This is a genomic window from Streptomyces sp. NPDC017979 (assembly GCF_044328175.1).
Taxonomy (GTDB): Bacteria; Actinomycetota; Actinomycetes; order Streptomycetales; family Streptomycetaceae; genus Streptomyces.
Genome location: NZ_JBIRGU010000001.1, coordinates 752,719 through 778,143, shown reverse-complemented (window position 1 = coordinate 778,143; position 25,425 = coordinate 752,719). Strand labels below are relative to the sequence as shown.

Here is a 25,425-nt window from a genome sequence, read left to right as displayed (position 1 = left end):
GAAGATGACCGAGAAGACCGCGATCGTCCCCGCCACGCACACCGCCCCGCCCGCGAAGTTCTCGCACGGCGTCAAGAAGGGCAACATCCTCCAGGTCGCCGGCCAGGTCGGCTTCCTGCCGGCCGTCGAGGGCCAGGCGCCGACGCCCGCCGGCCCCACCCTGCGCGAGCAGACCCTCCAGACCTTCGCCAACGTCAAGGCGGTCCTGGAGGAGGGCGGCGCGAGCTGGGACGACGTGATGATGATGCGCGTCTACCTGACCGACGTGAACCACTTCGCGGAGATGAACGAGATCTACAACGCGTACTTCGAGGAGCAGGGCCTCAAGGCCCCCGCCGCGGCCCGCACCACCGTGTACGTCGGACTGCCGCCGGGCCTGCTCATCGAGATCGACGCGCTCGCCGTCCTGGGCTGACCCGCACGGCGACCCACGATCCGGTCCGCGGGTCGACCCCTGAACGGCCCGCGGACCACCCCCGTCCCCCCTGGCTGAACCCGCACCTCCCCGCTGAACCCGCTCTGCGAACACCGAAAAAGGCATTGCCCCACCCCCACAGCACCACCCCGCACGACACGGCGCGCCGCTGCTGGGCGCCGTGCCGCGCCCCGCCACACCCGAAAACCCCTCCACCGACGTAAGGGTTTGTCGTGTTCACCTCTCTCGCCGCATCGGCGCCTGCACCCGAGGCGCCACCGCACACCGGAGGACTGCTCCTCCTCATCGACGGCACCGCGGGCCTGCTGACCGTAGCCGCGCTCGGCATCGTGCTGCTGCTCGTACTGATCATCAAGATCCGGCTCCAGCCGTTCGTCGCGCTGCTCGCCGTCTCCATAGCCGTCGGCCTCGCCGCCGGGCTCTCCGTCACCGAACTCTTCGGCACCATCCAGCGGTCCGCCGCCACCTCGGTCATCGAGACCGGCATGGGCGGCATCCTCGGCCACGTCGCGATCATCATCGGCCTCGGCACCATGCTCGGCGCCATCCTGGAGGTCTCCGGCGGCGCCGAGGTGCTCAGCAAGCGGCTCCTCGGCCTCTTCGGGGAGAAGCGCGCACCGCTCGCGATGGGTCTGACCGGTCTGATCTTCGGCATCCCGGTCTTCTTCGACGTCGGCATCTTCGTCCTCGCGCCGATCGTGTACGCCGCGGCCAAGCGCTCCGGGAAGTCGATCCTCCTCTACGCGATGCCGCTGCTGGCCGGTCTGTCGATGACCCACGCCTTCCTGCCGCCGCACCCCGGCCCGGTCGCCGCGGCCGGCCTGCTGGACGTCTCGCTCGGCTGGGTCATCCTGATGGGCGTCGTCGTCGGCCTGCCCGCGGTCGCCGCGGCCTGGGTCTTCTCCGACTGGATCGGCAAGCGCATCTACGTCGAGGTGCCGCAGGACATGCTGGAGGCGGCGGAGGAGGCCAAGGCCACCGTCGCCGCGGAGCGCGCGGCGGACGGCAAGGCCGGTCCGGAGAAGCCGGTCTCGCTCGCCACCGTGCTGCTGATCATCGGTACGCCGCTGGTGCTCATCCTCGCCGCCACGTTCTCCTCGATCGCCCTGGACGAGTCCACCTTCCGCTCGGTGGTCGAGTTCTTCGGCAACCCGTTCGTGGCGCTGACCATCGCCCTGTTCATGGCGTACTACCTGCTGGGCATCCGGCGCGGTTGGTCCCGCAAGTCCCTGGAGCAGGTCTCCACCTCCTCGCTGAAGCCGGTCGGCAACATCCTGCTCGTCGTCGGTGCGGGCGGGGTCTTCGGTGCGGTCCTCAAGGCGAGCGGGGTCGCCCAGGCGCTCTCCGACACCTTCGAGGACGTCGGCCTGCCCCTGATCGTCCTCGCGTACCTGATCTCGCTGGTGCTGCGGGTGGCGCAGGGTTCGGCGACGGTCGCGATCGTGACCACCGCGGGCATCGTGCTGCCGCTGGTGGAGAGCGGCGACCACTCGCAGCCGTTCCTGGCGCTGGTGATCATGGCGATCTCCGCGGGCTCCATCTTCGCGTCGCACGTCAACGACGGTGGTTTCTGGATCGTCGCGAAGTACTTCGGCATCTCGGAGCGGGACACGCTGAAGTCGTGGACGGTCCTGGAGTGCGTGCTGTCGGTCGTCGGCTTCGCGGTCGCCGCGATCATCAGCCTCTTCTTGTAGCCGAGGCTCTTGGAGCCTCGCCGAGTCCCCCTGTGCCCCCGGGCGCAGGGGGACTCGGCCTGTTCGCCGTAGCACCGTGGGCGCATCGTCCTCTGCGGCCCGGTGGGGGTTTGTCGGGGGGGGGGGCCCCCCCCCCCCCCCGGGGGGGGGGGGGGGGGCCGCGCGGCCCCACACCCCCCCCCCCCCGGCCCCGCCGGTCCCCCCGGGGGGCCCCGGCGCCGGGGGGGGGGGGGGGGGGTGGGCGGCGCCCCCCCCCCCCCCCCCCCCCGGGGGGGTGGGGGGGGCACCCCCGCGACAAACCACAGCGAACCCGCAGGGAACAACGGTCCCGCAGGGAAACGGCGAGGGTTTGGGGCGCTGGGTCCCGGGGGCGGAACAGCGCGACGAGCCCCCACCGGGGCGCGGAGCAACCGGCCCGCTGGCTCAGGCGTGGAGGAGGACCGGGAAGGATTCCAGGTCGTTCTGGGTGAGCACCGGGAGGTTGCGCAGCTCGTCCGCGGGGACCGCGAGGCGCAAGTCCGGGAAGCGGGCGAAGATCGCCGGGAGGGCGACCGTCGCCTCCAGGCGGGACAGCGCCGCGCCCGGGCAGATGTGGGGGCCGTGGCCGAAGGTCATGTGGCGGTTCGGGGCGTCCCGGGTGACGTCGAACGCGTCCGCGTCGCCGCCGTGCCGCTCGGCGTCCCGGCCGATCGCCCGGTACGAGATGACGAGCGCCTCGCCCTTGTCGATGACGAAGCCGTCGACCTCGACGTCCTCCGTCGCGAAGCGCATCAGCAGGTGGGTGACCGGCGGATCCCACCGCAGGGTCTCCTCGACCACCGTCTCCCACGACACCTCGCCGCCCAGCACCAGCGCCAACTGGTCGGGGTGGGTGAGCAGCGCGCGCACCGCGTTGAGGATCAGGCCCACCGTGGTCTCGTGGCCCGCCCCGATCATCGCGGTGAGGTTGCCCACCACCTCGTCCTCCGTCAGCCGCGCCCCGCCGTCCTCCGCCAAGATCAGCGCGCTGGTGAGGTCGTCCGTGGGGCGCTCGGTCTTCTCCCGCACCAGCGCCCGGAACAGGTCCCACAACTCGCGGTGCGCCGCGAGCCGTTCCTCCTGCGAGGTCGCCAGCGAGAAGAATCGTTTCCACAGCTCCATCTGGTGCGGGATGGTGTCCTCCGGGACCCCCATCAACGTGCAGACCACGCCCATCGGCAGCGGCTGCGCGAACGAGGTCTTGAGGTCCGCCCGGGCGCCGTCGCCGCGCTCGTCGGCGGCGCGCGCGACGGCTGCGACGTCGTCCAGCAGGCGCTCGGTGAGCCGCTCCACCACCGGCCGCAGCGCGTCCAGCCGCCGCGGGGTGATCGCCTGCGCCGTCTTGGCCCGCAGCCGCCGGTGCTCCTCGCCGTCCTCGGTGAACATCGACCGCCCCGGGTCCACCATCGCGATCAGCGGCCACTCCCGGGTCACCGCCCCCGACTGCCACAACCCCCACGCCCCGATGTCCTTCACCAGCCGCGGGTCCGTCAGCAGTCGCCGGGCGACGGCGTGCCGGGTGACCGTCCAGGCGGGCGCGCCCAGCAGGTCGATCCGTACGAAGGGACCGTCCGCGCACAGCCGCGCGGTCTCCCCGGCCAGGTCGCGCACCAGGGGGTCGAGGACGACGGCGGGCGCAACGGCGGCGCGGGCTGGGCTCACGGGCGGTCTCCTGTCGGGGGAATCGGCGTGAAGCTGACGGGCACGGCCGTCATCCCCCGAAGGAAGGACGACGGACGCCGCACCAAGGTCCGTGCGGGTACGGCGAGATCGAGGTCGGGCAGTCGGTCCAGCATCACCTCGATGCCCGTCCGGGCGATGATTTCAGCGATTTCCTGCGCCGGGAAGGGGCAGCGGTACTCCCCGTGACTGAACGAGAAGTGCGCGCTGTTGCCGCCCTGCGACGGCGCGAACTGCTGCTGGATCAGCGGATCCGCGTTCGCCGCGGCCAGCCCCAGCAGCAGCATGTCGCCGGAGCGGATCTGCCGGCCGCTCAGGAAGGTGTCCCGGGCCGCCCACCGCCCCGCCAGGACCTGGGTGGGGGTGTCCTCCCACAGCACCTCGTTCATCGCCTGCCCGATGCTGTGCCGACCGCCGCCGAGCGCCGCGGCGAACCGGTCGTCGGTGAGCATCAACCGGATCGTGTTGCCGATCCAGTCGGCCGTCGGCAGGAACCCGGCGGCCGTCACGTCCTTGACGTTGAGCATGACCTCTTCGTCCGTGAAGCCCTCGCCGTTGGCCAGCATCCACGACACCACGTCGTCACCGGGATCGGCCCGCTTCGCCTTCACCAGCCGCTGCATCTGCTCCATGTACGCCAGGTACGCCCGCTGCGCGCCCTCGCCGCCGTCCGCCAACTCGCCCAGCACCCGGGCCAGTACGGCGCCCTCCTCGTCCGAGAAGCCGACGATCCGGGCCAGCGCCAGCACCGGCAGCGGCTTGGCGAACTCGGCCAGCAGTTCGGCTTCGCCGCGCCCGCAGAAGGAGTCGATCAGCCGGTCCGCCAACTCCTCGCAGACCCCGCGCAGTTCGACCGGGTCGACCTCCTCCAGCGCCGCGCCCACCAAGGTGGCGTGGCGGCGGTGCGCCTCGCCGGCGGTGAAGTAGATCGACGGCATGGGCTGCCCGATCATCGGCCGCAGCGGCCAGTCCGCCGGCACCCGGTCCCACTGGTTCCACAGGCTCACGTCCCGCGGGAACAGCTCCGGGTCGCTGGTGACCTGGTGCATCTCGCTGTAGCCGATCACCAGCCAGGCGGGGAAGCCGCCGGGCAGCTCGACCGGGACGACCGGGCCGTGCTCCCGGCGCATCTCGCGGTAGAGCTGGTGCGGGTCGGTGTGGAAGCGGGGGCCGCTGAGCGGTACGGCGCCGTCGCCGGCGTGCACCGGGCAGCCGCCGTCCCGAGCGGGTTCTGGGGTGGTCATAAGGCCGTCTCCGAAGTGCCTACGAGTGCTTGCAGGTGCTGGACCAGGGAGATCAGCACGCTCTTGCTGGAGTCGCGCGAGCGGGCGTCGCAGTCGACCAGCGGGACGTGCGGATCGAGGTCCAGGGCTTCCCTGATCCGCTCGGCGGAGTGCGGCGGGCCGCCGAAGTCGTTGCGGGCCACGATGAACGGCGTCCCGTGGTGCTCCAGCCGGTCGATGGCGTACCAGGAGTCCGCGAGCCGACGGTCGTCCACCAGGACGACCGCGCCCAGGGTTCCGCTGAACAGCCGGTCCCACAGGAACCAGAAGCGTTCCTGGCCGGGCGCGCCGAACAGGTACAGCACCGTCCGCTCGTCCAGGCTGATCCGGCCGAAGTCGAAGGCGACCGTGGTGGCGGACTTGTCCGGCACCGCCCGCAGGTCGTCCACGTACTGGCTGGCCTGGGTCATCGTCTCCTCGGTGGTCAGCGGCCTGATGTCGCTGACCGAGTGCACCAGCGTGGTCTTGCCCACCCCGAAGCCGCCGACGATGACGATCTTCAGCCCGTTGTCCGCCGTGCGGCTCAGGGGGGTGCGGGATGCCTGGCGCTGCTCGGCGCGGTCAGAGTTGCCGGAGTCCAACGAGCACCTTCTCCAAGGTCGCGTGGTCGGGGAGCCGCGAGGAGGACGCGGCGGTCCGCGGATGGCGGACGGTGATCCGGCCCGCATCCAGCAGATCGGACAGCAGGATCTTGGCGATGCTCACCGGTAACCGCAGCTCCGCCGCGATCTCCACGACGGCGACGGGCAGCCGGCACAGCCGCAGGATCGCGGCGTGCTCGGACTGCATCCCGCGGGCCGGCTCGCACTCGCCGACGACCAGCGTGACGAGGTCGAAGTCGTCCCGGCTGGGCCGGCTGCGGCCCCCGGTCAGCGTGTACAGGCGGTCCGGGCCCTCGTCCCGGAAGGAGCGGCCCATGCCGCTCATTGCGCAGCGCTGGAACCGGCGCCGGAGCGGGGCGGCGTGCTCAGGTGCTCGCCCAACTGCTCGACCAGTTCCAGCATGTTGTGGCCGACCAGGCCCGCGTCGGCGTCCTCGGCGGCCACCACGGCCACATGGCTGCCGGCGCCGGCCTCCGCGATGAACAGGATGCCGCCGTAGAACTCGGTCATCGACTGGCGCACCCCGCCGGAGCCGTCCCCGAACTCCACGGAGGCGCCGTGCGAAAGGCTCTGGATGCCGGCGGATATCGCGGAGAGCTGGTCGGCCCGGTCCTCGCTCAACCCGGAGGTGTGGCAGAGCTTGAGGCCGTCCCGGGACAGCACCAGCGCGTGCCGGGCGCCGGGCGTGCGCTCAAGGAGTCCTTCCAGCAGCCAGCCGAGGCCAGTAGCACCGGTGGCGGATGCGGTCATCGGTCGTCCTCCGAGAGGGGAGATGCAGTGCGTACGGGGGGTGGGGCCGCGGTGCCCCGGTCGGCGTCGGCGGCGGTGGCTGCGCCGGCCTCGTCCTGGCCGGTGACGGCGCGGCGGAAGGCGCCGAACCGGGCGCCGGCGCCCGAGGAGTGCGGACGGGCCGCCCCGGACGTCGGGTCGGGCTGGCGCGGCACGGCGGAGGTGGGCAGTCCTTCGGGGTGGGTCGCCGCCAGCGTGCGGCCGCGGCGACGCTTGGGCAGCGCTCCGGCCGGGGCGGGGCGGGCGCGGTCCGCCCGGTCGTGCCCGGCGCCGCGCTCGTGGCCGGGGTCGTACTCGGCGCCGCGGTCGCGTCCGCGGCCGGTGTCGCGGTCCGCCGGGGCGGGGCCGCCCGCGGCCACCAGCGGGCGCCGCAGCGCCGCCGGCTGCGGCTCCTCGGGCCTGGTGCGGGTGATCAGCTCCTGCGGGATCATCACCACCACGCCGGTGCCGCCGATCGCGGACGGGCGGAAGGAGACGGTGAGCCCGTGCTTCTTCGCCAACCGGCCCACCACGGCGAGCCCGAGGCGGGTGCCGGCGAGCGTGGACAGGTCGCCGGCCTCGCCGGACACCGCGCGCTCCGCGCGGCGCAGCGCGGTCTCGCTCATCACGAGCCCGCTGTCCTCCACGGTGATCACCGCGCCGGCCGGCACCTCCGCCACGTAGCCGTGGACGTCGGTGGTCGGCGGGGAGAAGTTGCAGGCGTTGTCGAGGAGTTCGGCCAGCACGTGCATCACGCCCTCCGCCGCGTGGCCCGCGACGGCGATGTCCGCCACGGAGCGCAGCCGGATGCGCTGGTAGCCCGCGACCCGGCCCATGGCGCCGCGCAGGATCGACTCCATCGGGATCGGCTTGGCCCAGCGGCGTCCCGAGCGGGCGCCGCTGAGGACGGCGATGCTGTCGGCCAGCCGGCCCGCCTGAGCGGTGCGGTGGTCCAGGTGCAGCAGGTCGGCGAGGACGTCCTCGTCGTCGTGCCGGTGCTCCATCTCCCGCAGGTCCGCGAGCATGCCGGTGGTCATGGCCTGCATGCGGCCGGCGGCGTTCGCACACGCGGCCATCGCCGCGGCGCGCCGCTTCTCGCCGAGCGTCGCCTCGCGGGCCGCGGCGGCCCGCCGGCGCTCGATGTGCTCGGCCTCCTCCGCGACCGCGCGCAGCGCGCGCTGGTACGCCGGGTTCGCCGGGGCGGGCACCGAGGACAGCGCTGCGAGCGCGGGCGCCCCCTGCCGTACGGCGGCGAGCAGCGCGGGCACGGACTGCTCAGCGAACCGCTCGGCCTCGGCGGCCAGTTGGGCGGCGTGCGCGCCGGCGCGCCGGGCGCGCGCCCGGTGGACCAGCATCGCCACCAAAGCGGCGCAGATTAAGAGGGCGGCGACTGAGGCGACGCCGGTGACGGCCATCAACTGCTCCTCGGGCACGGGGAGACGCGTGCGGAATTGCTCAACTCCCGGGACCTTATAGAACAGATGACGGCTCCACCAGCGACATCAACGGACAACCTCGGTCACCCGGAGGCCGAAGCGGCGGGGGCGGGGACGCGGGTGACGGGCTCAGCGCCGGCGTTTCGTCGGCGTTTCGGCCGCCGGTGGCTTCATCACAGCGGCGATACCACCACTAACGCACCGTGTCTCCCGTGCGGCGGCGCGCGGCCCGTCGTCGGACCGCGCGCCGGACGTGTGTCATCTCACGTCGGTTCGCACCGGTGCTTCACCGCTGCCTCAGGAGCAGTACTGCGTCTCCTTGCCGATGGAGCGGTACATGCAGTCGGCGTTCTCCAGCAGTTGCAGCACCGCGTCCCGGTTGCGGCTGGTCTCGCGCTCGATCACCTCGTCGGGCGGGTAGAAGCCGCCGCCCCCGAAACCGGTCGGATACAGCTCGAAGGTGTAGCCGAAGATCTTCTGGTTGCCCCACAGCCAGTCGTCGATGGACCCGTCGGTGACGTAGAGGTCGCTGGACTGCTGGGGGGTGAAGCCGTTGCTGGCGGCCATCTTGCGGCCGATCGCGGCGAAGGCGTCCCGGTCGTCCTGCGTCATCCCGGGCGCGGTGTCCGCGGTGGTGTAGCCGTACGGCCACAGCACCAGCTCGCTGTAGGTGTGGAAGTCGATGCCGGCGGTGATCTGCTGCTTGCCGCCCACCACCCGGCTGCGGACGAAGTCGGCGACCACCTTCACCTCGGGCGCGGACTCGGCGGCCCGGCCGCGGTAGGTCTCGGAGCCGGGGTTGGTGGACGAGCCGCCGCAGCAGCCCCAGCGGAAGTTCCAGTTGCGGTTCAGGTCGGTGCCGACGGCGGTCGAGCCGGTGTTCGGCTGCCGGTTCTTGCGCCAGCTCCGGTACGAGCCGGTGGCGATGTCGTACTCGCTGCCGTCCGGGTTGAGGGAGGGCACGATCCAGATCTCGCGGCCGTTGACGGCGTTGGTGACCCTGGAGTCCGTGCCGTAGTCGTCGCCGAGTTCGCGCAGCAGGTACAGGGCCATCTCGACGGTCAGGTGCTCGCGCGCGTGCTGCTGCGCGGTGAAGAGCACCTCGGGCTCGTTCTCGTCGACGCCGACGTTGTCGCTGACCTTGATGGCCACGATGTCCCGGCCCTGGTGGGTCTTGCCGATGACCCGCTTGTTCATGATCGTGGGGTGCGCGGCGATGCGCTGGTCTATCGCCGTCATCATCTCCGCGTAGTTGTGGTAGCGGGAGTCGGCGGGCGGGAAGTCCAGCGGGCGGACGTCGGCGTCGGTGCCGGCGCCGCGCGCCGGGGGCCCGGGCAGCGCGGCCAGTTCGTACCCCAGCGCCCGCAGCCGCTTCGCCTGGGCGGGGTTCGCGCTGACGACGACCGCGCGGGCGTCGACCTCGTCGATGGCGACCCCGGTGGCGGCGAGCCGGGTGCGCTCGGCGACCCCGGCGACGTCCTTGACCTGGTACTGGGTGATGCGTTCGGCGGCCTCGACCGCCGCTGTCGTACGGGCCGCGGAGCCGGTCGACGCGTCCGACGGGTCCGGTGGCGCCGCGTTGGCGGTGAAGGGCGCGGTGAGCGCGAGGGCCAGCAGCGCGGTGAGCGCCGCCGTCCGAGCGCCCCGGCCCTTGCCGCGGGTGCGAAGTCCCATGCTGTCTCCTGGAGGTGAGGGTGGGGGTGCCAGCACCGCACATGGTGGGGCCCTGTCATGCTCCGGTCAATACGGCGTCCGGCGGTGAACGCGCAACAGCGCCACCGGGGACAGATCGGTGGCGCTGCTGGGTGTCGTACGGCCCCGGGCGTGGGGTTGGGTGGGGCAGTGCGTACGACGGGTTCGCGGTGGTGCGGTTTCGCCGTGCGGCGGGCTGCGGTGCGGCGTCTGCGGCCCGCCTGTGGCTTGTCGCGCAGTTCAACTGCCTGCCCGGAGGGCGTGGGGGGACCCCCAGCGCCCCTAAAAGCCCGGGCATACCCCAGTGCACATCCCGCAGATGACAGCCGGGCTGAGCGAATCACGGGCGCTGGGGGTCCCCCCGTGCCCGCAGGGCACAGGGGGCGGAACTGCGCGACAAGCCCACCACCGGCCGGTGGAGACCGACGCACCCGCAGGGAATCCGCGGCTACGTCTCCCCGAACCCCGGCCCGGAGGGCCTACGGCAGGTTGTGGACGTGCGGTCCGACGACGTTGGACCAGGCGTTGCCCGATGCCGCGTCCCAGTTGATGGACCAGGTCATCGCGCCGCGCAGGCCCGGGTAGGTCTTCGTCGGCTTGAAGTTGCCGCAGCTCGTGCCCTTGGTGAGGCAGTCGAGCGCCGCGGTGACGACCGACGGGGAGACGTAGCCGCCGCCGGCGCCGCGGCTGGAGGCCGGCACCCCGATGCCCACCTGGGACGGGTCGAGGCCGCCCTCCAGCTGGATGCAGGAGAGCGCGGTGAGGAAGTCCACCGAGCCCTGCGAGTACACCTTGCCGTCGCAGCCGAGCATCGCACCGCTGTTGTAGTACTGGGTGTTCACGACGGTGAGGATGTCCTTGACCGCCGTCGCCAGCTTGAAGTACTCGGTGCCGGTCGACTGCATGTCGAGGGTCTGCGGCGCCATCGTCAGCACCATGTTCGTCCCCGCCTTGGCCGACAGCTGTCGGATCGCCTTGGTGAGGTACGTGGAGTTGATGCCGTGCTCCAGGTCGATGTCGACGCCGGTGAAGCCGTACTCCTGCATCAGGGCGTACGCGCTGTTGGCGAAGGCCGTCGCGGAGGCGTCGCTGTTGACGGTGACGTTGCCGATCTCACCGCCGACGGAGATGATGACCGACTTGCCCGCCGCCTTCTTCGCGGCCACGTCCGACTTGAACTCGTCGACGTTGGCGTAGCCGAGCGCCGGGCTCAGGTTGAACGTCAGCTCGCCCGGAGTGGTGGTGGCGTCCGCGAAGGCGACGGCGATGATGTCGTACTGCGGGCTGACGTCGCGCAGCTTCTGCACGGTCGCGCCGTTGTTGAAGTTCTGCCAGTAGCCCGTCACCGCGTGCTTGGGCACGACCGGGTTCGGGTTGGAGCCGCCGTCCTTGGTGCGGGCGGTGACCGCGGCGGACTTGGCGGACTCGCCCTTGGAGTTGGTCGCCGTGACCTCGAAGCTGTACGAGGTGTTCGCCGCCAGCCCCGTCACGGTCGTCGACGTGCCGGTCACCGAGGAGACCTTCGCGCCGTCCCGGTAGACGTTGTAGCCGGTCGCGCCGGAGGCCGCGGTCCAGCTCAGCGGGACCGTGGAGGTGGTGGTGGCGCCCGCGGCGAGCCCGGTGGGCGGGTTGGGCACGACCGGGTCGGGGTCCTGGCCGCCGCCCCCGTCGGGGCCGAAGACGCTGACGTCGTCCACGTAGTACGCGCTCTGGCCGAACCAGCCGTGGGTGTAGATCGTCACGGACGTGGTGCTGGCGCCGGTGCGGAAGGAGGTGGAGAGCTGGCTCCAGCCGGTGCTGCCGGGCGACCAGGTGGAGACGTCGGTGGTGCCGGTGCCGGTGGCGCCCAGGTAGACGTAGCTGCCCTGGACGTGGGCGCTCAGCGTGTACGTCGAGTTGGGCTTCACGGCCACGGTCTGGCTGCACTGGGCCTTGTCCTGCCCGGCGGGGGTGGCCTTGAGGGCCGAAGCGCCGGTGCGGACCGGGGTGGACGTGTTCGCGCCGTTGCCGCCGGAACAGGACCAGTTGGTGAGGCCCGACTCGAATCCGGCGTTCTTCGCGTTGTTGACGTCGGCGGCCATGGCCGGACCTGCGGTGCCGAGGACCGTGAGGCCGGCGCCTACGGCGAGCGCCAGTGCTCCGCCGAGCCATCTGTGCGGACGTCTGGTGGGTGCCACGTACTGCCTCCAGAAGTGTGGGGGGTGGGGGTGGAGGTACTGAAGTGGTGCGTGGGGGGTGGGAGCGGGGGACGCGAGGAGGAGGTGGACCGGAGACGGCGACCCCCGCTGGGCGTAAAACTGGTCCAGACCAATAAGGTTGTCAAGACTTCCGTCAACGATTGGTTCCCGGCCGGGGGCCCTTCCCCGGCGTCCGGCACCGGGGCGGCGACCGGCCGCGCGCTGGCCGACATGCGACGGGCACGCAGTCGGCACTTCGGGGGCAATCGGGCGCCGGAGCGCGGAGCTTATGATGATTTTCGGCCAAATCCCTGGCGAGGAAGGGGCGTTTCCCGCCGAGCGTCCCGCACCGGGGTGGACGCCGACCTCCGCATAGGGGAACATCCGGGTTTGGTCCGCTTTGGCATGAGCGGAGCGTGCTCACGGCGAGGCTGTGAGTTCCAGCAGGGTGTTCTCTGGCTCTGACGTCGTGGATAAAGTGCTGCGCAGGAGCAGCGAGCAGTACGTATCCGCGGTCACGGAACCCCCGGAGACCGTTGTCCGAACGGGGAACCAGCGTGCCGACCGCAATAGCTGTCACCAGCGCAGACCTGGTGCTACCGCCGATGGATCCGCACACGCCCACGGCCGCGCTGCTCCCGCCGCCCGAGGACGCCCCGCTCGACGCCGCGCTCGCCGACGTCTCCGTTCTGCTGGAGCAGTACGGACACGTCGTCGCCCTCTATCCGGCGACGATTCCGGTGGCGCACGAACGGCGCCTGCACACCGTGCGGTCGGTGTTGGAGAGCAATCGCATCGCCCTGCTGAAGCTCGACCTGCCGCCGCTCGCCGTCGCCGTACTGGTGCGCCAGCTCAGACAGTTGTCGATCTGCGACTTCGGCGCCGGGATAGTCGCGTCCGCCGCCCGACTGCTCTCGCACTACGTGCACGCCGGCGCCGTACTGCATTCCGTGGCCCGGCTCGACCGGGTCCCGGTGACGTTGAAGTCGCACGCGAAGTCGTGGGTGCCCGGCGCCCAGTTCGGGGTGCTCGCCCACCCCGCCCCCGAGCTCGTCAAGATCGGCGCCGCGGAATCGCCGGCGCAGCAGCTCACCGGGCCCGACTTCGCCACCCGCCTGGTGTACGCGAAGGGCCAGGCGCAGCCCGACTGGGTCACCGGCACCCTCGCACCCCAGTGGCAGGTCCAGGGCGTGGAGGAGGTCCCGCTGCCGGCCGCTTCGGCGACCTGGTGGGGCACCGGGAAACTCGTGGAATTCGCCGCCTTCCTGCCCGACGTCTCGATTCTCTACCAACTGGTCTCGTCCGTCCGCAGAGAGGTGTGCACCTGGTGCGGAATCGAACTCATCGGTGACGTCTGCGCCTTCTGTTCGGCCCCGCTCGCCGCGGTCGGCAACGGCCGCCACCCCGATCAGGGGCAGTTCCGCCATTCCGGGGTTCCGGGCCGCGGCCCGTCCGCACGCTGAACCCGCCAACACCCGCACGTCCCCGAACGCTCCGCTACGCAGAAGACGCAGAAAACACAGAAGACGCAGCACTCCCCGAACTCCCCGAACCGAACTCCCCGACATCCCGTCCGTGACCGTTAGCGACCGTTAGCGAACGAGGTTCCCCAGCTCATGAATTCACGTCAACGCCGAGGCGTCATCCTGATCGCCGTATCGGTCCTCTGCGCCCTCGCCGCCGTCGCCGGGGTGGTCGTCGTGATCGGCGACGTGAATTCGAAGGTCGGCCCCGAGGTGTCCGCGTACCGGCTGAAGTCCGACGTGGCCCCGTACACCGCCCTCACCCCCCAGCAGTTCGAAGAGGTCGCCATTCCCGAGCGCTGGCTCTCCGACAGCGCCGTGCGGGACGTCGCCCAGGTCAACGGGAAGATAGCCGTCACCCGGCTCAAGAAGGGCTCGCTGCTCCAGGACGACATGATCGTCAAGCGGCCCGCCCTGGCCGCCGGGGAGCAGGAGATCGCCATCATGGTCGACGCCGCGACCGGGGTCGCCGGCAAGATCAGCCCCGGTGACCTGGTGAACATCTTCGCCACCTTCGCCGGCAAGCGGGACAGCGACCCCGACGAGTCCCGGATCATCGTCTCCGGCGCCCGCGTCATCGACGTCGGCGAACTCACCCCCATCGGCGCCGGCCGCAGCGAGCGCCGCGACGCCGCCCGCGAGGCGGTGCCGATCACCTTCGCCCTCGCCACCGCGGACGCCCAACGCGTCGCGTACGCCGAGTCCTTCGCCGAGAACGTCCGGCTCGCCCTTCTCGCCAAGGGGACCGCAGCCGCGTTGCGCCCCGGCGACAGCACCTACACCCTCGACGAAGACAAGAACAGGTGAGTGCTGCATGACCACACGCATCCTGCCGGCCGTCGGCGACCCGGACGCGGCCCGGTCGATCACCACCCTGCTCGGCCAGCTCCCCGACGTGGAGCCGGCGCCCGCGGTGGGCGACTCGACCTCGCTGCTCGACCTGCTGGCCCGGCTGGCGGCCGAATCGCTCGACGAACTGCCCGAGGTCGTGCTGGTCCACGAGCGGATCGGCCCGGTGCCGGCGCTGGAGCTGATCCGCGAGGTGGCGCTGCGCTTCCCCGCGGTCGGCGTGGTCCTGATCACCGTCGACGCCGGCCCCGGCCTGTACTCGGCCGCGATGGACTCCGGTGCGCGCGGGCTGCTCGGGATGCCGCTGTCGTACGAGGACCTGGCGCAGCGCGTGCAGGCCGCGGCCGGCTGGTCCACCGGCGTGCGCCGGCACCTCGGCCACGGTGCCGAGCCGGGGCCCGGGGCCGGGGGCACGGTCGTCACCGTCAGCGGGGCGAAGGGCGGCGCCGGCGCCACGGTCACCGCCGTCCAACTGGCCCTGGCGGCCCGCGCGTCCGGCCGCACGGTCGCCCTGGTCGACCTGGACCTCCAGGCCGGTGACGTGGCGTCCTACCTCGACGTGCAGTTCCGCCGCTCCATCGCCGACCTCGCGGGCATCCAGGACATCTCGCCCCGAGTGCTCCAGGACGCCGTCTTCGCCCACCAGACCGGCATCGGGCTGCTGCTGGCGCCCGCGGAGGGCGAGCGCGGCGAGGAGGTCGGCGACCGGGCCGTACGCCAGGTCGTCAGCGCGCTGCGCAGCCGGTACGAGGTCGTCGTGGTGGACTGCGGCACCCAGGTCACGGCCGGGAGCGCGGCGGCGATCGAGAGCGCCGACACCACGCTGCTGGTGACCACGCCCGACGTGGTCGCGGTGCGCGCCGCCAAGCGCATGGTGCGGATGTGGGAGCGGCTCCAGATCCGCAAGGCGGAGGAGACGGTCGTCGTCGTCAACCGGCACACCCGCGGCACCGAGATCCAGCCACCGCTGATCGAGAAGATCACCGGCACCCGGGTCGCCAAGTCGGCGGTGCCGGCGGGCTTCAAGGAGCTCCAGCCGGTGGTGGACGCGGGCCGGATGCAGGACCTGGAGGCCAAGTCGACGGTGAAGCAGGCGCTGTGGAGCCTGGCGGGGGAGTTGGGGCTGGTGAGCGCCCAGGCCCTGGAGCCGTCGCCGAAGCAGAGCCGGTTCCGCGGCGACCGGGGCTCCATCGGACTGCGTCGGGCGCGGTCGAAGTGAACGCGCGCGACGACCGGGGGCAGGCCACCGTCGAGTTCGTCGGCACGCTCCCGATCATCCTCATCACCGTGGGCCTGCTGTGGCAGGCGGCCCTCACCGGGTACACCTTCGCCCTCGCGGGGAACGCCGCCGACGAAGCAGCCCGGGCCGGCGCCGTGGGCGGCGCCGACGCCTGCGCCGCGGCCGCCCGCCGCACCCTCTCCGGCGCCTGGCAGGGCGTCGCCACCGACTGCCGCGTGGACGGGGAGATGTACCGGGCCACGGTGGAGCTGCGGGTGCCCGCCCTCTTCCCCGGCGGCGTCGACCTGCCCATCACCGTCCCCGGCGAGGCCGCCGCACCGAACGAGGAGCGGAACAGGTGAGGGCGCGACGGGACGACCGGGGACAGGCCGCGGTCGAGTACGCCGGGATCGTCGCCCTGCTGATCTTCCTCGCCCTCGCCGCGATCCAACTCGGCGTCGTCGCGTACGCCGCCCAGCAGGCCGGCACCGCGGCCCGCGCCGCCGCCCGCGCGGAAGCCGCACCGGACGGCGGCGGCCGGGCCGTCCCCGCGGGCCGGGCCGCGATCAGCGGCTGGCTGGCGGACGGCACCGACATCGACGCGGGGCGGTGCGGCGACGGCGACGGCGAGATCTCCGCGACCGCGTCCGTACGGATCCCCGCGCTGCTGCCGCTGCTCGACTTCGACCCCGCCGTGAGGACCGTGACGATGCCCTGCGACTGACCCCCGCCACCCACCCGCACCACTGCCGGCAAGACCCCTGCGACACCTGGGAGATGAGGACATGAGCCTGCGGGCGCGCATCAGCAGCCCCGAACCGGTCGGCGGCCGGGGCGAGGTCAACCGTCTCGTCGCCGTCTACCGGGCCAAGCTGCTGGAGGAGATCGACCTCGCGGAGATGTCCGCGCTCGCCGCCGCCGACCGGCGCGTCCGGCTGGAGCGGGTCCTCGGCCACATCATCAGCCGCGAGGGCCCGGTGCTCTCCACCGCCGAGCGCGCCCAACTCATCCGGCGCGTCGTCGACGAAGCGCTCGGCCTCGGCATCCTGGAACCGCTGCTGGAGGACGCCTCCATCAGCGAGATCATGGTCAACGGGCCCGAGCAGGTGTACGTGGAGCGGGCCGGCCGGCTGGAACTGCTGCCGATGCGCTTCTCCTCCACCGAGCAGCTGATGCAGACCATCGAACGCATCGTCTCCACCGTCAACCGCCGGGTGGACGAGGCCAATCCGATGGTCGACGCCCGGCTGCCGTCCGGCGAGCGCGTCAACGTCATCATCCCCCCGCTCTCCCTCAGCGGCCCCGTCCTGACCATCCGCCGCTTCCCCCGCGCCTTCACCCTCCAGGAGATGATCGCCATCGGCTCGCTGGACGAGCAGATGACGCTGCTGCTCGCGAGCCTGGTGCGGGCCAAGTTCAACGTGATCGTCTCCGGCGCCACCGGCACCGGGAAGACCACCCTGCTCAACACCCTGTCCGGGCTGATCCCGGAGGGGGAGCGGATCGTCACCATCGAGGACTCCGCCGAACTCCAACTCCAGCAGTCGCACGTCATCACCCTGGAGAGCCGCCCGCCGAACGTCGAGGGCAAGGGCCGGGTCACCATCCGGGACCTGGTCCGCAACTCCCTGCGCATGCGCCCGGACCGCATCGTCGTCGGCGAGGTCCGCGGCGGGGAGACCCTGGACATGCTCCAGGCGATGTCCACCGGCCACGACGGCTCGCTGGCCACCGTGCACGCCAACAGCGCCGAGGACGCGCTGATGCGGCTGCAGACCCTGGCCTCCATGTCCGAGGTGGAGATCCCCTTCGCCGCCATCAAGGACCAGATCAACAGCGCCGTCGACGTCATCGTCCAGCTCACCCGGCACGCCGACGGCTCCCGCCGGGTCACCGAGATCGCCGTGGTCGACTCCGCGGGCCGCGAGGAGTACCGGATCGTCTCCGTCTGCCGCTTCGAGGCCCAGCCGATGTCCGCCGACGGGCGGGTGCACGGCAGGTTTGCGTACCACCCGGTGCCGCGCCGGATCGCCCAGCGGCTCCATCTGAAGAACGAAGTCCTGCCGCTGGTGTTCGGGGTCGCCGGGTCGGACGGGGAACTCGTCGTCCGCGGCACGAGCACCGGATAGGCCGCGGTCCGCGGAACGAGCACGGGACAGACCCCGGTCCGCGGAACGAACACCGGACGAGCCCCCAGCACCCCACCCGCCGCCCCCTACTGGAGAAGGTCCCCGCCCGACATGAACCTCCTTCCGCTCCTGACGATCGGAGCCACCCTCGTCGCCGGGGTGCTCGGCGTCATCGGCGTGCACCACTGGTCCCGGGGCCGGGCCCAGCGGCAGGCGCTCGTCGAGCGCATGGCGCAGACCGGACTGCCCGCGGCCCTCCCCGGCCGGCGCCGCCGCTTCGCCGCCGTCGACCGCAGGGTGCGGCGGACCCGGTACGGCAGGCGCCTGGAGCGCCGCATCAAGGCGACCGGCCTCGACGTCACCCCCGGCGAGTACGTCGTCTACGCCGTCCTCGTGCTGCTCGTCGTCTATCTCGTCGTCGCCGCCGTCCTCACCCCCTACTTCGGGGTGCTCGCCGCGCTCGCGGCCGCCTGGGGCGCGAGCGCCTTCCTCAACTGGCAGCAGCAGAAGCGCACCGAGGCGTTCATCAACCAGCTCCCCGAGCTGACCCGGGTCCTCGCCAACGCCACCCAGGCCGGCCTCGCCCTGCGCACCGCACTCGCCATGGCCGCCGAGGAGCTCGACGACCCCGCGGGCCAGGAACTCGGCATCGTCGCCGACCAGCTCGCCGTCGGCCAGAGCCTCGACGACGCCCTCGGCGAGCTGGGCGAACGGCTCCCGTCCCGCGAGCTGATCGTCCTCGTCACCACCCTGATCCTCGCCAACCGCGCCGGCGGACAGGTCGTCAGCTCCCTGCGGAACCTGACCCAGACCCTGGAGGAGCGCAAGGAGACCCGGCGCGAGGTCACCACCATGCTCTCCCAGATCAAGGTCACCGCCCTCGCCGTGCCGCTGCTCGGCTTCGGCTTCCTGCTGATGATCAACACGATGACGCCGGGCGCCCTGGACGAGATGACCGGCAGCTTCACCGGCCAGATCGCCACCCTGATCGCCATCGGCCTCTACGCCGTCGGCGGTCTCCTGATCCGCCGGATGTCCAGGATCCAGGTCTGAGGAGGGCCACCAGATGATCCCGCTCCTCCTCGCCCTCGCCCTCGGACTCTCCGTCTACGGGATCTTCCACGGCGTCCGGATGTACCGCGCCGACGCCAAGCTCCCCGGGGACCTCGCCCTCGCCCTGGAGGTCGGCGCCAGCCGCACCAGCGCCGTCGGCTCCGGCCTCGACCGGCTCGGCATGCGCTACGCCCCCGCCGTGCTCGGCGCCATGGGCCCGAAGCGGGTGGACGCGCTGCGCCGCCGGCTCGACATGGCGGGCAACCCCGGCGGCATGACCGTGGACCGCTACGCCGCCCGCCGCGCCGTGTACGGGGTCCTCGGCGTCCTCGCCGCGTTCTCCATGCTGCTGCGCGGCCAGTTCCTGGTGGCGATCGCGGCCCTGGCCTTCGGACTGGTGTGGACCGACGTCATCATCCGGGCCGCGATCCGCCGCCGCCGCGCCGACATCGAGCGCACCCTCCCGGACTTCCTCGACGTCCTCGCCGTCGTGGTGTCGGCCGGACTCGGCTTCCGCCAGGCCCTGGAGCGGGTGGCGGAGAAGTACGAGGGCCCCTGGTGCGACGAGGTCCGCATCACGCTGCGCCAGATGGACATGGGCGTCAGCCGCCGCGACGCCTTCGACCAACTGCGCCGGCGCAACGACTCCGAGCAGGTCTCGATGTTCGTCACCGCGCTCCAGCAGGGCGAGGAGTTGGGCGCGCCGATCGTGGACACCCTGATCCAGATCGCCACCGACATGCGCCGCACCGACGCCCAGCAGGCGCGCCGGGAAGCGGCCAAGGCCGTCCCGAAGTCCACGCTCGTGGTCACCCTCGTCATGCTGCCCGCCACGATGATCCTGATCGTCATGAGCTTCTACTACGGGTCGGGGGTGGACCTCGGGGACGTGCTCGGAGGCTGAGCCGCCCTCCCCTGACGACAAGACGCCAAGACAACAAGCCGCCAAGCCGACCAACCGCCCGCGCCCCGCGGTCCGTACGCGAACGCCGTGCCCGAGAGGAGACAGCCGCCGTGTCGCTGCACCAACATCCCCACTCCGCCGAAGGAAGTTGCGGCGGGGCCGAGTTCGCCGGACGGCCTTCGCTTTCGCAATCGAATGTGGGACATTCGAGCACGGAGCCCGGGCCCGCGGTGTTCGACCCGTCGCACGGGGTGGTCACCGCGCCGAGCCGACGGGAGGTGGAGGTGGTGGAGCTGACCGCGGCCGGTCCGACCGAACACCGGCCCGCGCGCCCCGAACGCCCGTCCGGCGCGCCATCCGTCGAGGACCACGAAGTCGACGAGCGAAACCGCCCCATTGCGGATCAACTCGCCCGTCCTGCTCGACGTTGGGCCCCGGGACCTATTCGCTTCCGCCGCGCCTCGGCATACAGTTCAGACGCTGCCATCCGTACGTACCGCGAGGGAGTCGTCACGGCGGGTGGCGCCAGAGACCGGTACGACCCCGGCGGGCATCGGGCCGTCGGCGCCGAAGGGGAAGACGATGTCGAACGTGACGCTGAAGGCCGTGGTCAGGGCCCGGGTGTACATCGGGACGTGGACGGCGGCGACGGCGCGCGCGATGCGGGAGCGCGGCGACCGGGGGCAGGGCGCGGTGGAGTACGTGGGGGTGATCGTGCTGGTGGCGCTGATCATCGCCGCGATCGTCGGCTCGGGCGTGGCCAACGACATCGCCACGGGCCTCAAGAACAAGGTGGCGGACGTCCTGAACACGGGCGGCGGGAAGTAGCGCGCCGGCCCGGTGCCAGCGACGGTCGCCGTCGCGGTTTCGGTCACGGTCGGGAGGCGGGTCAGGCGGCCCCCCTCTACATCGCCATGGTCGCGCTGGTCCTCTTCGCGGCCCTCGCGTTCTTCGCCGTCGGCCAGGCCGGCGCCGCCCGCAACGGCGCCCAGTCGGCCGCCGACGCCGCCGCGCTCGCCGCCGCCCAGGACTCCCGCGACCTGCTGGGGGAGGACCTGTGGGCGCCCCCCGTCGACGTCGAGTTCCTGCGTCGGCTGCTGTCCGGCGACGCGTCGGGCGAGAGCGGCACGGCGTGCGCCGTGGCGGCCCGGCTGGCCGGCGAGAACGAGGCCACGGTGCTGGACTGCGGCCCGCCCGCCGACGGGCGCTGGGGCTTCACCGTGCACGTCCGGGCGGTGAATCCGGTGGGGGACACCGTCCTGCCGGGCACCGAGAACGACCACGCGGAGGCCACCGCCACGGCCGTCGTGGAGCCGCAGTGCGACTTCGACCCCGCGCCGACGCCCGAGGCGCCCGAGAGCCCCGGCGCTCCCGGCGACGACCCCGAGGCGCCCGAGGACCCCGACCCCTCGGCGAGCGCGCCCCCGGGCGACGGCGACGACACGCCCTCCCTCGGCGAACTCCGGTGCGACGGCGGGTCCTTCGAGCTCGACCCGGACGAGCCCGACGGCCTGCCCGAGATCTCCGACCTCCTCGCCGTACGGCTGGCCGAGGACTGACCTTCCGCGACCGACGCAGACGCAAAGGAACAGCACTGATGAGTACCCGGCACGGAGCGAAGACCCGCAGAGGGGTCCCGGCCGCCCTGGTGGCGGTGGCCCTGACGTTCTCCCTGGCCGCGTGCGGGGGCGGGGGCGACGGCGACGACGGGAAGAACGCCAAGGACGCCCCGAAGGCGTCGACGCCCGCGGACGGGTCGGGCGACGGACCCAAGGACGGCGGCAGCGCCGAGCCCCAGAGCTCCGAACCCCTGGCGACGATCAACGGCTCCAACGGCTTCCAGATCACCATCCGCACCGCGGAGCGGGACAGCGGCGGCTTCCTGACCGTCGAGGGCGTCCTGAAGAACACCAGCGGCAAGAGCCAGTTCCCGCCGCTCCAGTGGAACGGCCAGGAGACCAAGGTCAGCCAGACCGGCCCCTCGTTCGCCGGGATGACGCTCGTCGACAAGACCGGCAAGAAGCGCTACTACGTGCTGCGCGACACCGACGGGTACCCGCTCACCACCACCGGCCTGACGACCATGCAGTCCGGCCAGAGCATCGACTTCTTCGCCCAGTTCCCCGCCCCGCCGGAGGGCACCAAGTCCGTCGACGTGCAGATCCCGCTGATGCCGACCGTGACGATCGGGCTGTCATGACGCGCGGCCACCGCCACCCCCTCGCGGCCTCCGTCGCCGTGCTGGTGCTGGTCACCGGGGTGCAACTGACCGCCGTGCCGGCCGCGTCCGCCGACGGCCCCAGCGTCCCGCCCGGCACCGAACCCAGCGCCACGCCCCCGCCGGTCGACCCGAAGGACCCCGGGCTGAAGATGCGCGAGGGCGCCACCCTCGCGGACGCGCGCGTGCTCGACATCGTCTCCATCGTGGAGACCGAGGGCGGCGAGGAGCGCCGCGAGGAGACCACGACCTCGCTGACGTTCGCGCTCCAGGCCGAGGTGCTGTTCGGCAAGAACAGCGCGAAGCTCACCCCGCAGGCCAGCAGCCGGGTCGCCGCGATCGCCGCCGAGGTCAAGAAGCACGGGCCGCCGGCGGTGCGGGTGTTCGGCTTCACCGACGACCTCGGGACGTACGACCACGGCAAGGTGCTCTCCAAGCAGCGCGCCGACGCCGTGCACTCCCTGCTCAGCGGGGAGCTGAACGACCCGGGCATCCGTTACGACGTGCGCGGCTACAGCGAGGACTACCCGATCGCCGACAACGCGACCGAAGAGGGCCGCCGCAAGAACCGCCGCGTCGAGGTCACCTTCCCCACGGGCGCCGGCAGCGACCCCGCCTGAGGCCGTGTCAGTCCCCCGCGCCCGCACGCCGAACGCCCCACCCGTCGTCCGCCCGACGGACCGGCCGCAGTACGCTGCGGCCGGTCGTCGACCGCGCGGGTCGACCGGGTGCGGCCCCCGAGGGCCGAGGGGGAGCGGACGGATGGGGCAGGTCGTGCGGGCGCTAGGGGCAGGGGTCTGCCTCGTCCTCGCCACCGCGCAGGTCCTGGCGCAGTCCGCGCCACCGGCCGCCGCCGCGGACGGGCCGGACTGGCCGGCGCGGCCGTACGGGACCGCCGACGGCGCACGCGCCGTGCAGGGCGCCGCATCGGGCGACCGCGCGCCGGCGCTGAGCCCGGGGACGTACACCGACGTGCTCTCCGCGGGGGAGCGCAAGCACTACCGGGTGCCGTTGGACGACCGTTCCAACGCGTACGTCTCCGCGGTGCTCGCGCCGCCGCCCGGGGGCACGGTCGCGGCGACCGCCGGGATGCGGATCGGGCTGGCGGACGCGGGCGGTACGAAGTGCAGCGACATCACGGACGTCACGTTCGGCGCCGACACGCCCCGGCCCGTCGCCGACTACGCCACGCGCCGGATCGCCCCCGGCCGCGGGTGCCAGGCCGAGGGGGAGTACGTCTTCACGGTCGAGGCGATCGGGGCGGGCTTCGGTGACGGTGACGGTGACGGTGACGGCTCCGGCGCGCGGAAGTGGCCCGTCGAGATCAGGTTCATGCTGGAGCCCGGCCTGAAGGCGGGCAGTTCGGCGCCCTCCACCGGCCCCTCGGACCGGGGGCGCTCCCCGCAGCCACCGCAGGGCGCGCCGAAGGGCGCCGAGGGCGGCACCGGCTTCAACGACGCCCGCGCCATCGGGCAGGGCCGCTGGCGCGACGTGCTGAACCCCGGTGACAGCCACTACTACAAGGTCCCGCTCGACTGGGGGCAACGCCTCTTCCTCGACGCGACGTTCGGCTACGGCGGCCAGGACGGCGACGGCAGCGACAGCCCCCGCGACGGGCGGAAGGTGCCGGACGGGGTGCAACTCGCGCTCTACAACACCGCGCGCGGCTTCGTCGAGAGCGTGGACGCGGACCACCCGGACCGCTCCGTCACCCTCGACACCGCCCCCGCCGCCTTCGCCAACCGCGTCGTCAGCCGCAACGAGGTCGGGGCGATGCGCTTCTCCGGCTGGTACTACGTCCGGGTCTCGCTCGCCCGCTCCGTCGCCGCCCCGACCCCGCTGACCCTCGGCGTCGGCATCGGGGGCGAGCCCGCCGAGGCGCCTCCGTACGACGGCGACCCCCGGGCCGCGGGCTTCGGCGTCACCACCGGCGAACGGCTGGGCGCCGCCGCGGGCACCGGCAGCGACTCGGGCGGCGACTCCGGCGACAGCACCGCGATGCGGATCGTCGGCTACTCGGGCATCGGCCTCGGCTCGGCCCTGGTGCTGGGCCTCGTCGCCTGGACGGCGGTGGCACGCCGCTCCCGCGCCCAGGCGTCGTCCACCCCCTGGAACCGCTGACGTCCCCTCACCCACCGAGCCCCACGGTTTCGCCGTGCGGCGGGCTGTGTTGTTGCGTCTGCGGCCCGTCGGTGGGTTGACCGCGTAGTTCCGCCCCCTCGGCCCCAGAGGGCCTGGGGGACCCCAGCGCCCCTAAACCCTCGTCCCGCAGGTAAACGACGGGGGCAGCGAATCAGGGGCGCGGGGAACTGCGCGATCAACCCACCACCGGCCGGTGGAGGTCAATGCTCCCGTGGGGAAGCGGCGCGGGCATTGAGGGGCGCGGAGATACTGCGCGATCAACCCACCACCGGCCGGTGGAGACCAACGCACCCGCGGGGAAACGGCGGCCCTGTCCAAGCGCCCACCCCTACGCGTCGTCGCCCGCCGTGGACACCGTCAGGACCGCACCGACCTCGACGCCCCAGCCGGCGAACGCCCCCGCCCGCGCCTCCAGGACGTGCCGTGCCCGCAGCCGGGGGAGCGCCAGCCGGCCGGGGACGAGCGTGTGCAGATCGACGACGCGCAGCTCCCGGTCGAGATAGGCCACGTCGATCGCGAAGCGCATCCCCACGGTGTGGACGCAGTTGCACCGGGTCAGCAGCAGCGCACCGGCGATGCCGTCCCGCCCCAGCAGCCCGCGCCGCCGGGTGCCGTACGACGCGGCGATCTCCACCGCGACCCCGCCCGGTTCACCCGTCGGCACGCCCAACCTGCCCGTGCCGCACTGCCATTGCCGATTCCGCCCCATGGCAGGGACGGTAGCGCCAGCGGGACGGACCGGAAGCGACCGGGGCGCACGACCCCCGCGCACGCGCCGGCATACCCTCTCTGCCGTGTTGTCGTACGCCTCCCTGATCGCTGCCGCCGCCCTGTGGGGCGCGGGCACGGGGCTGTTGGTGCCCCGTGCCGCGTTCCGGCTCGCCGTGGAACCCGAGCAGGCGTGGCGGGACGCCTGCCCGGTCGGGCACCGCTTCACCGGGCCCGCGGCCGGCTGGCTCGGCGGGCCGTCGTGCGGGCCGTGCGGGGCGCAGCTCCGGGCCGTCGTGGTGGGCGCCCCCGGCGTGACCGTCCTCGTCTGCGCCGTACTTGCCGCCGCGACCGGCCCGCGGCCCGAACTCGCCGTCTGGCTGCTGCTGACGCCCTTCGCCGTGCTGCTCGCCCTGGTGGACCTGCGGGTGCACCGGCTGCCGGACCAAGTGACGTTGCCGCTCGCCGGGGCCGCCGCCGCACTGCTCGGCGCGGTGTCGCCGCTGCCGGGCGCGGCCGGCTCCTGGCCCACGGCGCTGCTCGGCGGGCTCGCCCTCGGCGGCGGCTACTTCCTGCTGTTCCTGCTCCACCCCGACGGCCTCGGCTTCGGCGACGTCAAACTCGCGCTCTCGCTCGGCGTCGTCCTCGGCTGGTACGGCTGGTCGGTGCTGTTCGCCGGCGCGTTCGCCGGGTTCCTCTTCGGCTCGGTGTACGGGCTCGGCCTCCTGGTCGCCGGGCGCGCCCGGCGCGGGACGGCGATCCCGTTCGGACCGTTCATGATCGTGGGCGCGCTGGTGGGGGTCCTGCTGGGCGCACTGGCCGCGCCCGCGTGACGCACCGCCCCGCAGCGCGTCGCAACCGACGCCGCGTGCTGATCCGCCGGGGAGCGCGAGG

General features: G+C 72.7%; 24 protein-coding genes and 1 pseudogene. 16 read left to right on the top strand and 9 right to left on the bottom strand.

Going from position 1 to position 25,425, the window contains the following annotated elements; all coding sequences use genetic code 11:
- Positions 1-4: 4 nt before the first annotated feature.
- Positions 5-415, top strand: a complete 411-nt coding sequence (locus tag ACH4E8_RS03290; RefSeq protein ID WP_398443842.1) for a RidA family protein — start codon at positions 5-7, stop codon at positions 413-415.
- A gap of 233 nt (positions 416-648) precedes the next feature.
- Positions 649-2,130, top strand: a complete 1,482-nt coding sequence (locus ACH4E8_RS03285) for a gluconate:H+ symporter (protein ID WP_361961283.1) — start codon at positions 649-651, stop codon at positions 2,128-2,130.
- 423 nt (positions 2,131-2,553) lie between these two features.
- Here the strand turns inward: ACH4E8_RS03285 and ACH4E8_RS03280 are convergent, their stop codons facing one another.
- The 8 genes from ACH4E8_RS03280 to ACH4E8_RS03245 form a co-directional block, all read right to left on the bottom strand.
- Positions 2,554-3,810 (bottom strand): cytochrome P450, encoded by a 1,257-nt coding sequence (locus tag ACH4E8_RS03280; protein WP_398443840.1) that lies wholly within the window; start codon positions 3,808-3,810, stop codon positions 2,554-2,556.
- On the bottom strand, positions 3,807-5,072 hold the full coding sequence (locus ACH4E8_RS03275; RefSeq protein WP_398443838.1) for a cytochrome P450: 1,266 nt from the start codon (positions 5,070-5,072) through the stop codon (positions 3,807-3,809). Before ACH4E8_RS03275 ends, ACH4E8_RS03280 begins: the two co-directional genes overlap by 4 nt.
- Entirely contained in the window at positions 5,069-5,692 is a 624-nt protein-coding gene (locus tag ACH4E8_RS03270; protein WP_398443836.1) for a GTP-binding protein, read from the bottom strand. The genes ACH4E8_RS03275 and ACH4E8_RS03270 overlap by 4 nt, the downstream gene beginning before the upstream one ends.
- Complete coding sequence (locus tag ACH4E8_RS03265) at positions 5,673-6,029, bottom strand: DUF742 domain-containing protein (RefSeq protein ID WP_398443834.1); 357 nt, start codon at positions 6,027-6,029, stop codon at positions 5,673-5,675. Before ACH4E8_RS03265 ends, ACH4E8_RS03270 begins: the two co-directional genes overlap by 20 nt.
- Before the next feature lie 5 nt (positions 6,030-6,034).
- Complete coding sequence (locus tag ACH4E8_RS03260) at positions 6,035-6,463, bottom strand: roadblock/LC7 domain-containing protein (RefSeq protein WP_398443833.1); 429 nt, start codon at positions 6,461-6,463, stop codon at positions 6,035-6,037.
- The gene (locus ACH4E8_RS03255) at positions 6,460-7,896 is read right to left on the bottom strand and encodes an ATP-binding protein (protein ID WP_398443831.1); all 1,437 of its coding nucleotides are present in this window, start codon (positions 7,894-7,896) and stop codon (positions 6,460-6,462) included. Before ACH4E8_RS03255 ends, ACH4E8_RS03260 begins: the two co-directional genes overlap by 4 nt.
- A gap of 318 nt (positions 7,897-8,214) precedes the next feature.
- Positions 8,215-9,591, bottom strand: a complete 1,377-nt coding sequence (locus ACH4E8_RS03250) for a M14 family metallopeptidase (protein WP_398443829.1) — start codon at positions 9,589-9,591, stop codon at positions 8,215-8,217.
- Between the two features lie 497 nt (positions 9,592-10,088).
- On the bottom strand, positions 10,089-11,786 hold the full coding sequence (locus ACH4E8_RS03245; protein WP_398443827.1) for a chitinase: 1,698 nt from the start codon (positions 11,784-11,786) through the stop codon (positions 10,089-10,091).
- Between the two features lie 605 nt (positions 11,787-12,391).
- On the opposite strand from ACH4E8_RS03245, the gene ACH4E8_RS03240 reads away from it, so the two are divergent.
- The 13 genes and pseudogenes from ACH4E8_RS03240 to ACH4E8_RS03180 all read left to right on the top strand — a co-directional run bounded on the left by ACH4E8_RS03240 (position 12,392) and on the right by ACH4E8_RS03180 (position 23,802).
- Positions 12,392-13,249 (top strand): hypothetical protein, encoded by an 858-nt coding sequence (locus ACH4E8_RS03240; RefSeq protein ID WP_398444709.1) that lies wholly within the window; start codon positions 12,392-12,394, stop codon positions 13,247-13,249.
- A gap of 153 nt (positions 13,250-13,402) precedes the next feature.
- Positions 13,403-14,116 (top strand): Flp pilus assembly protein CpaB, encoded by a 714-nt coding sequence (gene cpaB, locus ACH4E8_RS03235; protein WP_398443826.1) that lies wholly within the window; start codon positions 13,403-13,405, stop codon positions 14,114-14,116.
- Positions 14,117-14,123: 7 nt separating this feature from the next.
- Positions 14,124-15,377 (top strand): CpaE family protein, encoded by a 1,254-nt coding sequence (locus ACH4E8_RS03230; protein WP_398443824.1) that lies wholly within the window; start codon positions 14,124-14,126, stop codon positions 15,375-15,377.
- A complete protein-coding gene (locus tag ACH4E8_RS03225) occupies positions 15,374-15,739 on the top strand; it encodes a TadE/TadG family type IV pilus assembly protein (protein ID WP_398443822.1) in 366 nt (121 codons plus the stop codon). Before ACH4E8_RS03230 ends, ACH4E8_RS03225 begins: the two co-directional genes overlap by 4 nt.
- Positions 15,736-16,101 (top strand): TadE/TadG family type IV pilus assembly protein, encoded by a 366-nt coding sequence (locus tag ACH4E8_RS03220; protein ID WP_398443820.1) that lies wholly within the window; start codon positions 15,736-15,738, stop codon positions 16,099-16,101. Before ACH4E8_RS03225 ends, ACH4E8_RS03220 begins: the two co-directional genes overlap by 4 nt.
- A 61-nt stretch (positions 16,102-16,162) precedes the next feature.
- On the top strand, positions 16,163-17,506 hold the full coding sequence (locus ACH4E8_RS03215) for a CpaF family protein (RefSeq protein WP_398443818.1): 1,344 nt from the start codon (positions 16,163-16,165) through the stop codon (positions 17,504-17,506).
- A gap of 111 nt (positions 17,507-17,617) precedes the next feature.
- On the top strand, positions 17,618-18,559 hold the full coding sequence (locus ACH4E8_RS03210; protein WP_398443816.1) for a type II secretion system F family protein: 942 nt from the start codon (positions 17,618-17,620) through the stop codon (positions 18,557-18,559).
- 16 nt (positions 18,560-18,575) lie between these two features.
- The gene (locus ACH4E8_RS03205; protein ID WP_398444707.1) at positions 18,576-19,463 is read left to right on the top strand and encodes a DUF5936 domain-containing protein; all 888 of its coding nucleotides are present in this window, start codon (positions 18,576-18,578) and stop codon (positions 19,461-19,463) included.
- A 582-nt stretch (positions 19,464-20,045) separates the two neighbouring features.
- Positions 20,046-20,291 (top strand): hypothetical protein, encoded by a 246-nt coding sequence (locus ACH4E8_RS03200; RefSeq protein ID WP_361530002.1) that lies wholly within the window; start codon positions 20,046-20,048, stop codon positions 20,289-20,291.
- 71 nt (positions 20,292-20,362) lie between these two features.
- A pseudogene (locus ACH4E8_RS03195) lies at positions 20,363-21,022 on the top strand (pilus assembly protein TadG-related protein); the annotation flags it as partial.
- Positions 21,023-21,060: 38 nt separating this feature from the next.
- Positions 21,061-21,663 (top strand): hypothetical protein, encoded by a 603-nt coding sequence (locus tag ACH4E8_RS03190; RefSeq protein WP_398443814.1) that lies wholly within the window; start codon positions 21,061-21,063, stop codon positions 21,661-21,663.
- A complete protein-coding gene (locus ACH4E8_RS03185; protein WP_398443812.1) occupies positions 21,660-22,301 on the top strand; it encodes an OmpA family protein in 642 nt (213 codons plus the stop codon). Before ACH4E8_RS03190 ends, ACH4E8_RS03185 begins: the two co-directional genes overlap by 4 nt.
- A gap of 142 nt (positions 22,302-22,443) precedes the next feature.
- A complete protein-coding gene (locus ACH4E8_RS03180) occupies positions 22,444-23,802 on the top strand; it encodes a hypothetical protein (protein ID WP_398443810.1) in 1,359 nt (452 codons plus the stop codon).
- A gap of 349 nt (positions 23,803-24,151) precedes the next feature.
- Here ACH4E8_RS03180 and ACH4E8_RS03175 read toward each other — a convergent pair whose 3' ends face one another.
- On the bottom strand, positions 24,152-24,532 hold the full coding sequence (locus ACH4E8_RS03175; protein WP_398443808.1) for a DUF192 domain-containing protein: 381 nt from the start codon (positions 24,530-24,532) through the stop codon (positions 24,152-24,154).
- An 88-nt stretch (positions 24,533-24,620) separates the two neighbouring features.
- On the opposite strand from ACH4E8_RS03175, the gene ACH4E8_RS03170 reads away from it, so the two are divergent.
- Entirely contained in the window at positions 24,621-25,364 is a 744-nt protein-coding gene (locus tag ACH4E8_RS03170; protein WP_398444705.1) for a prepilin peptidase, read from the top strand.
- The last annotated feature ends 61 nt before the right edge of the window (positions 25,365-25,425 follow it).

Coding starts and splice junctions, on each gene's coding strand:
- ACH4E8_RS03180 (WP_398443810.1), top strand. CDS start 22,444: ATGGGGCAGGTCGTGCGGGCGCTAGGGGCAGGGGTCTGCCTCGTCCTC.
- ACH4E8_RS03275 (WP_398443838.1), bottom strand. CDS start 5,072: ATGACCACCCCAGAACCCGCTCGGGACGGCGGCTGCCCGGTGCACGCC.
- ACH4E8_RS03240 (WP_398444709.1), top strand. CDS start 12,392: ATGGATCCGCACACGCCCACGGCCGCGCTGCTCCCGCCGCCCGAGGAC.
- ACH4E8_RS03260 (WP_398443833.1), bottom strand. CDS start 6,463: ATGACCGCATCCGCCACCGGTGCTACTGGCCTCGGCTGGCTGCTGGAA.
- ACH4E8_RS03190 (WP_398443814.1), top strand. CDS start 21,061: ATGAGTACCCGGCACGGAGCGAAGACCCGCAGAGGGGTCCCGGCCGCC.
- ACH4E8_RS03250 (WP_398443829.1), bottom strand. CDS start 9,591: ATGGGACTTCGCACCCGCGGCAAGGGCCGGGGCGCTCGGACGGCGGCG.
- ACH4E8_RS03265 (WP_398443834.1), bottom strand. CDS start 6,029: ATGGGCCGCTCCTTCCGGGACGAGGGCCCGGACCGCCTGTACACGCTG.
- ACH4E8_RS03185 (WP_398443812.1), top strand. CDS start 21,660: ATGACGCGCGGCCACCGCCACCCCCTCGCGGCCTCCGTCGCCGTGCTG.
- cpaB (WP_398443826.1), top strand. CDS start 13,403: ATGAATTCACGTCAACGCCGAGGCGTCATCCTGATCGCCGTATCGGTC.
- ACH4E8_RS03290 (WP_398443842.1), top strand. CDS start 5: ATGACCGAGAAGACCGCGATCGTCCCCGCCACGCACACCGCCCCGCCC.
- ACH4E8_RS03200 (WP_361530002.1), top strand. CDS start 20,046: ATGTCGAACGTGACGCTGAAGGCCGTGGTCAGGGCCCGGGTGTACATC.
- ACH4E8_RS03215 (WP_398443818.1), top strand. CDS start 16,163: ATGAGCCTGCGGGCGCGCATCAGCAGCCCCGAACCGGTCGGCGGCCGG.
- ACH4E8_RS03175 (WP_398443808.1), bottom strand. CDS start 24,532: ATGGGGCGGAATCGGCAATGGCAGTGCGGCACGGGCAGGTTGGGCGTG.
- ACH4E8_RS03255 (WP_398443831.1), bottom strand. CDS start 7,896: ATGGCCGTCACCGGCGTCGCCTCAGTCGCCGCCCTCTTAATCTGCGCC.
- ACH4E8_RS03210 (WP_398443816.1), top strand. CDS start 17,618: ATGAACCTCCTTCCGCTCCTGACGATCGGAGCCACCCTCGTCGCCGGG.
- ACH4E8_RS03230 (WP_398443824.1), top strand. CDS start 14,124: ATGACCACACGCATCCTGCCGGCCGTCGGCGACCCGGACGCGGCCCGG.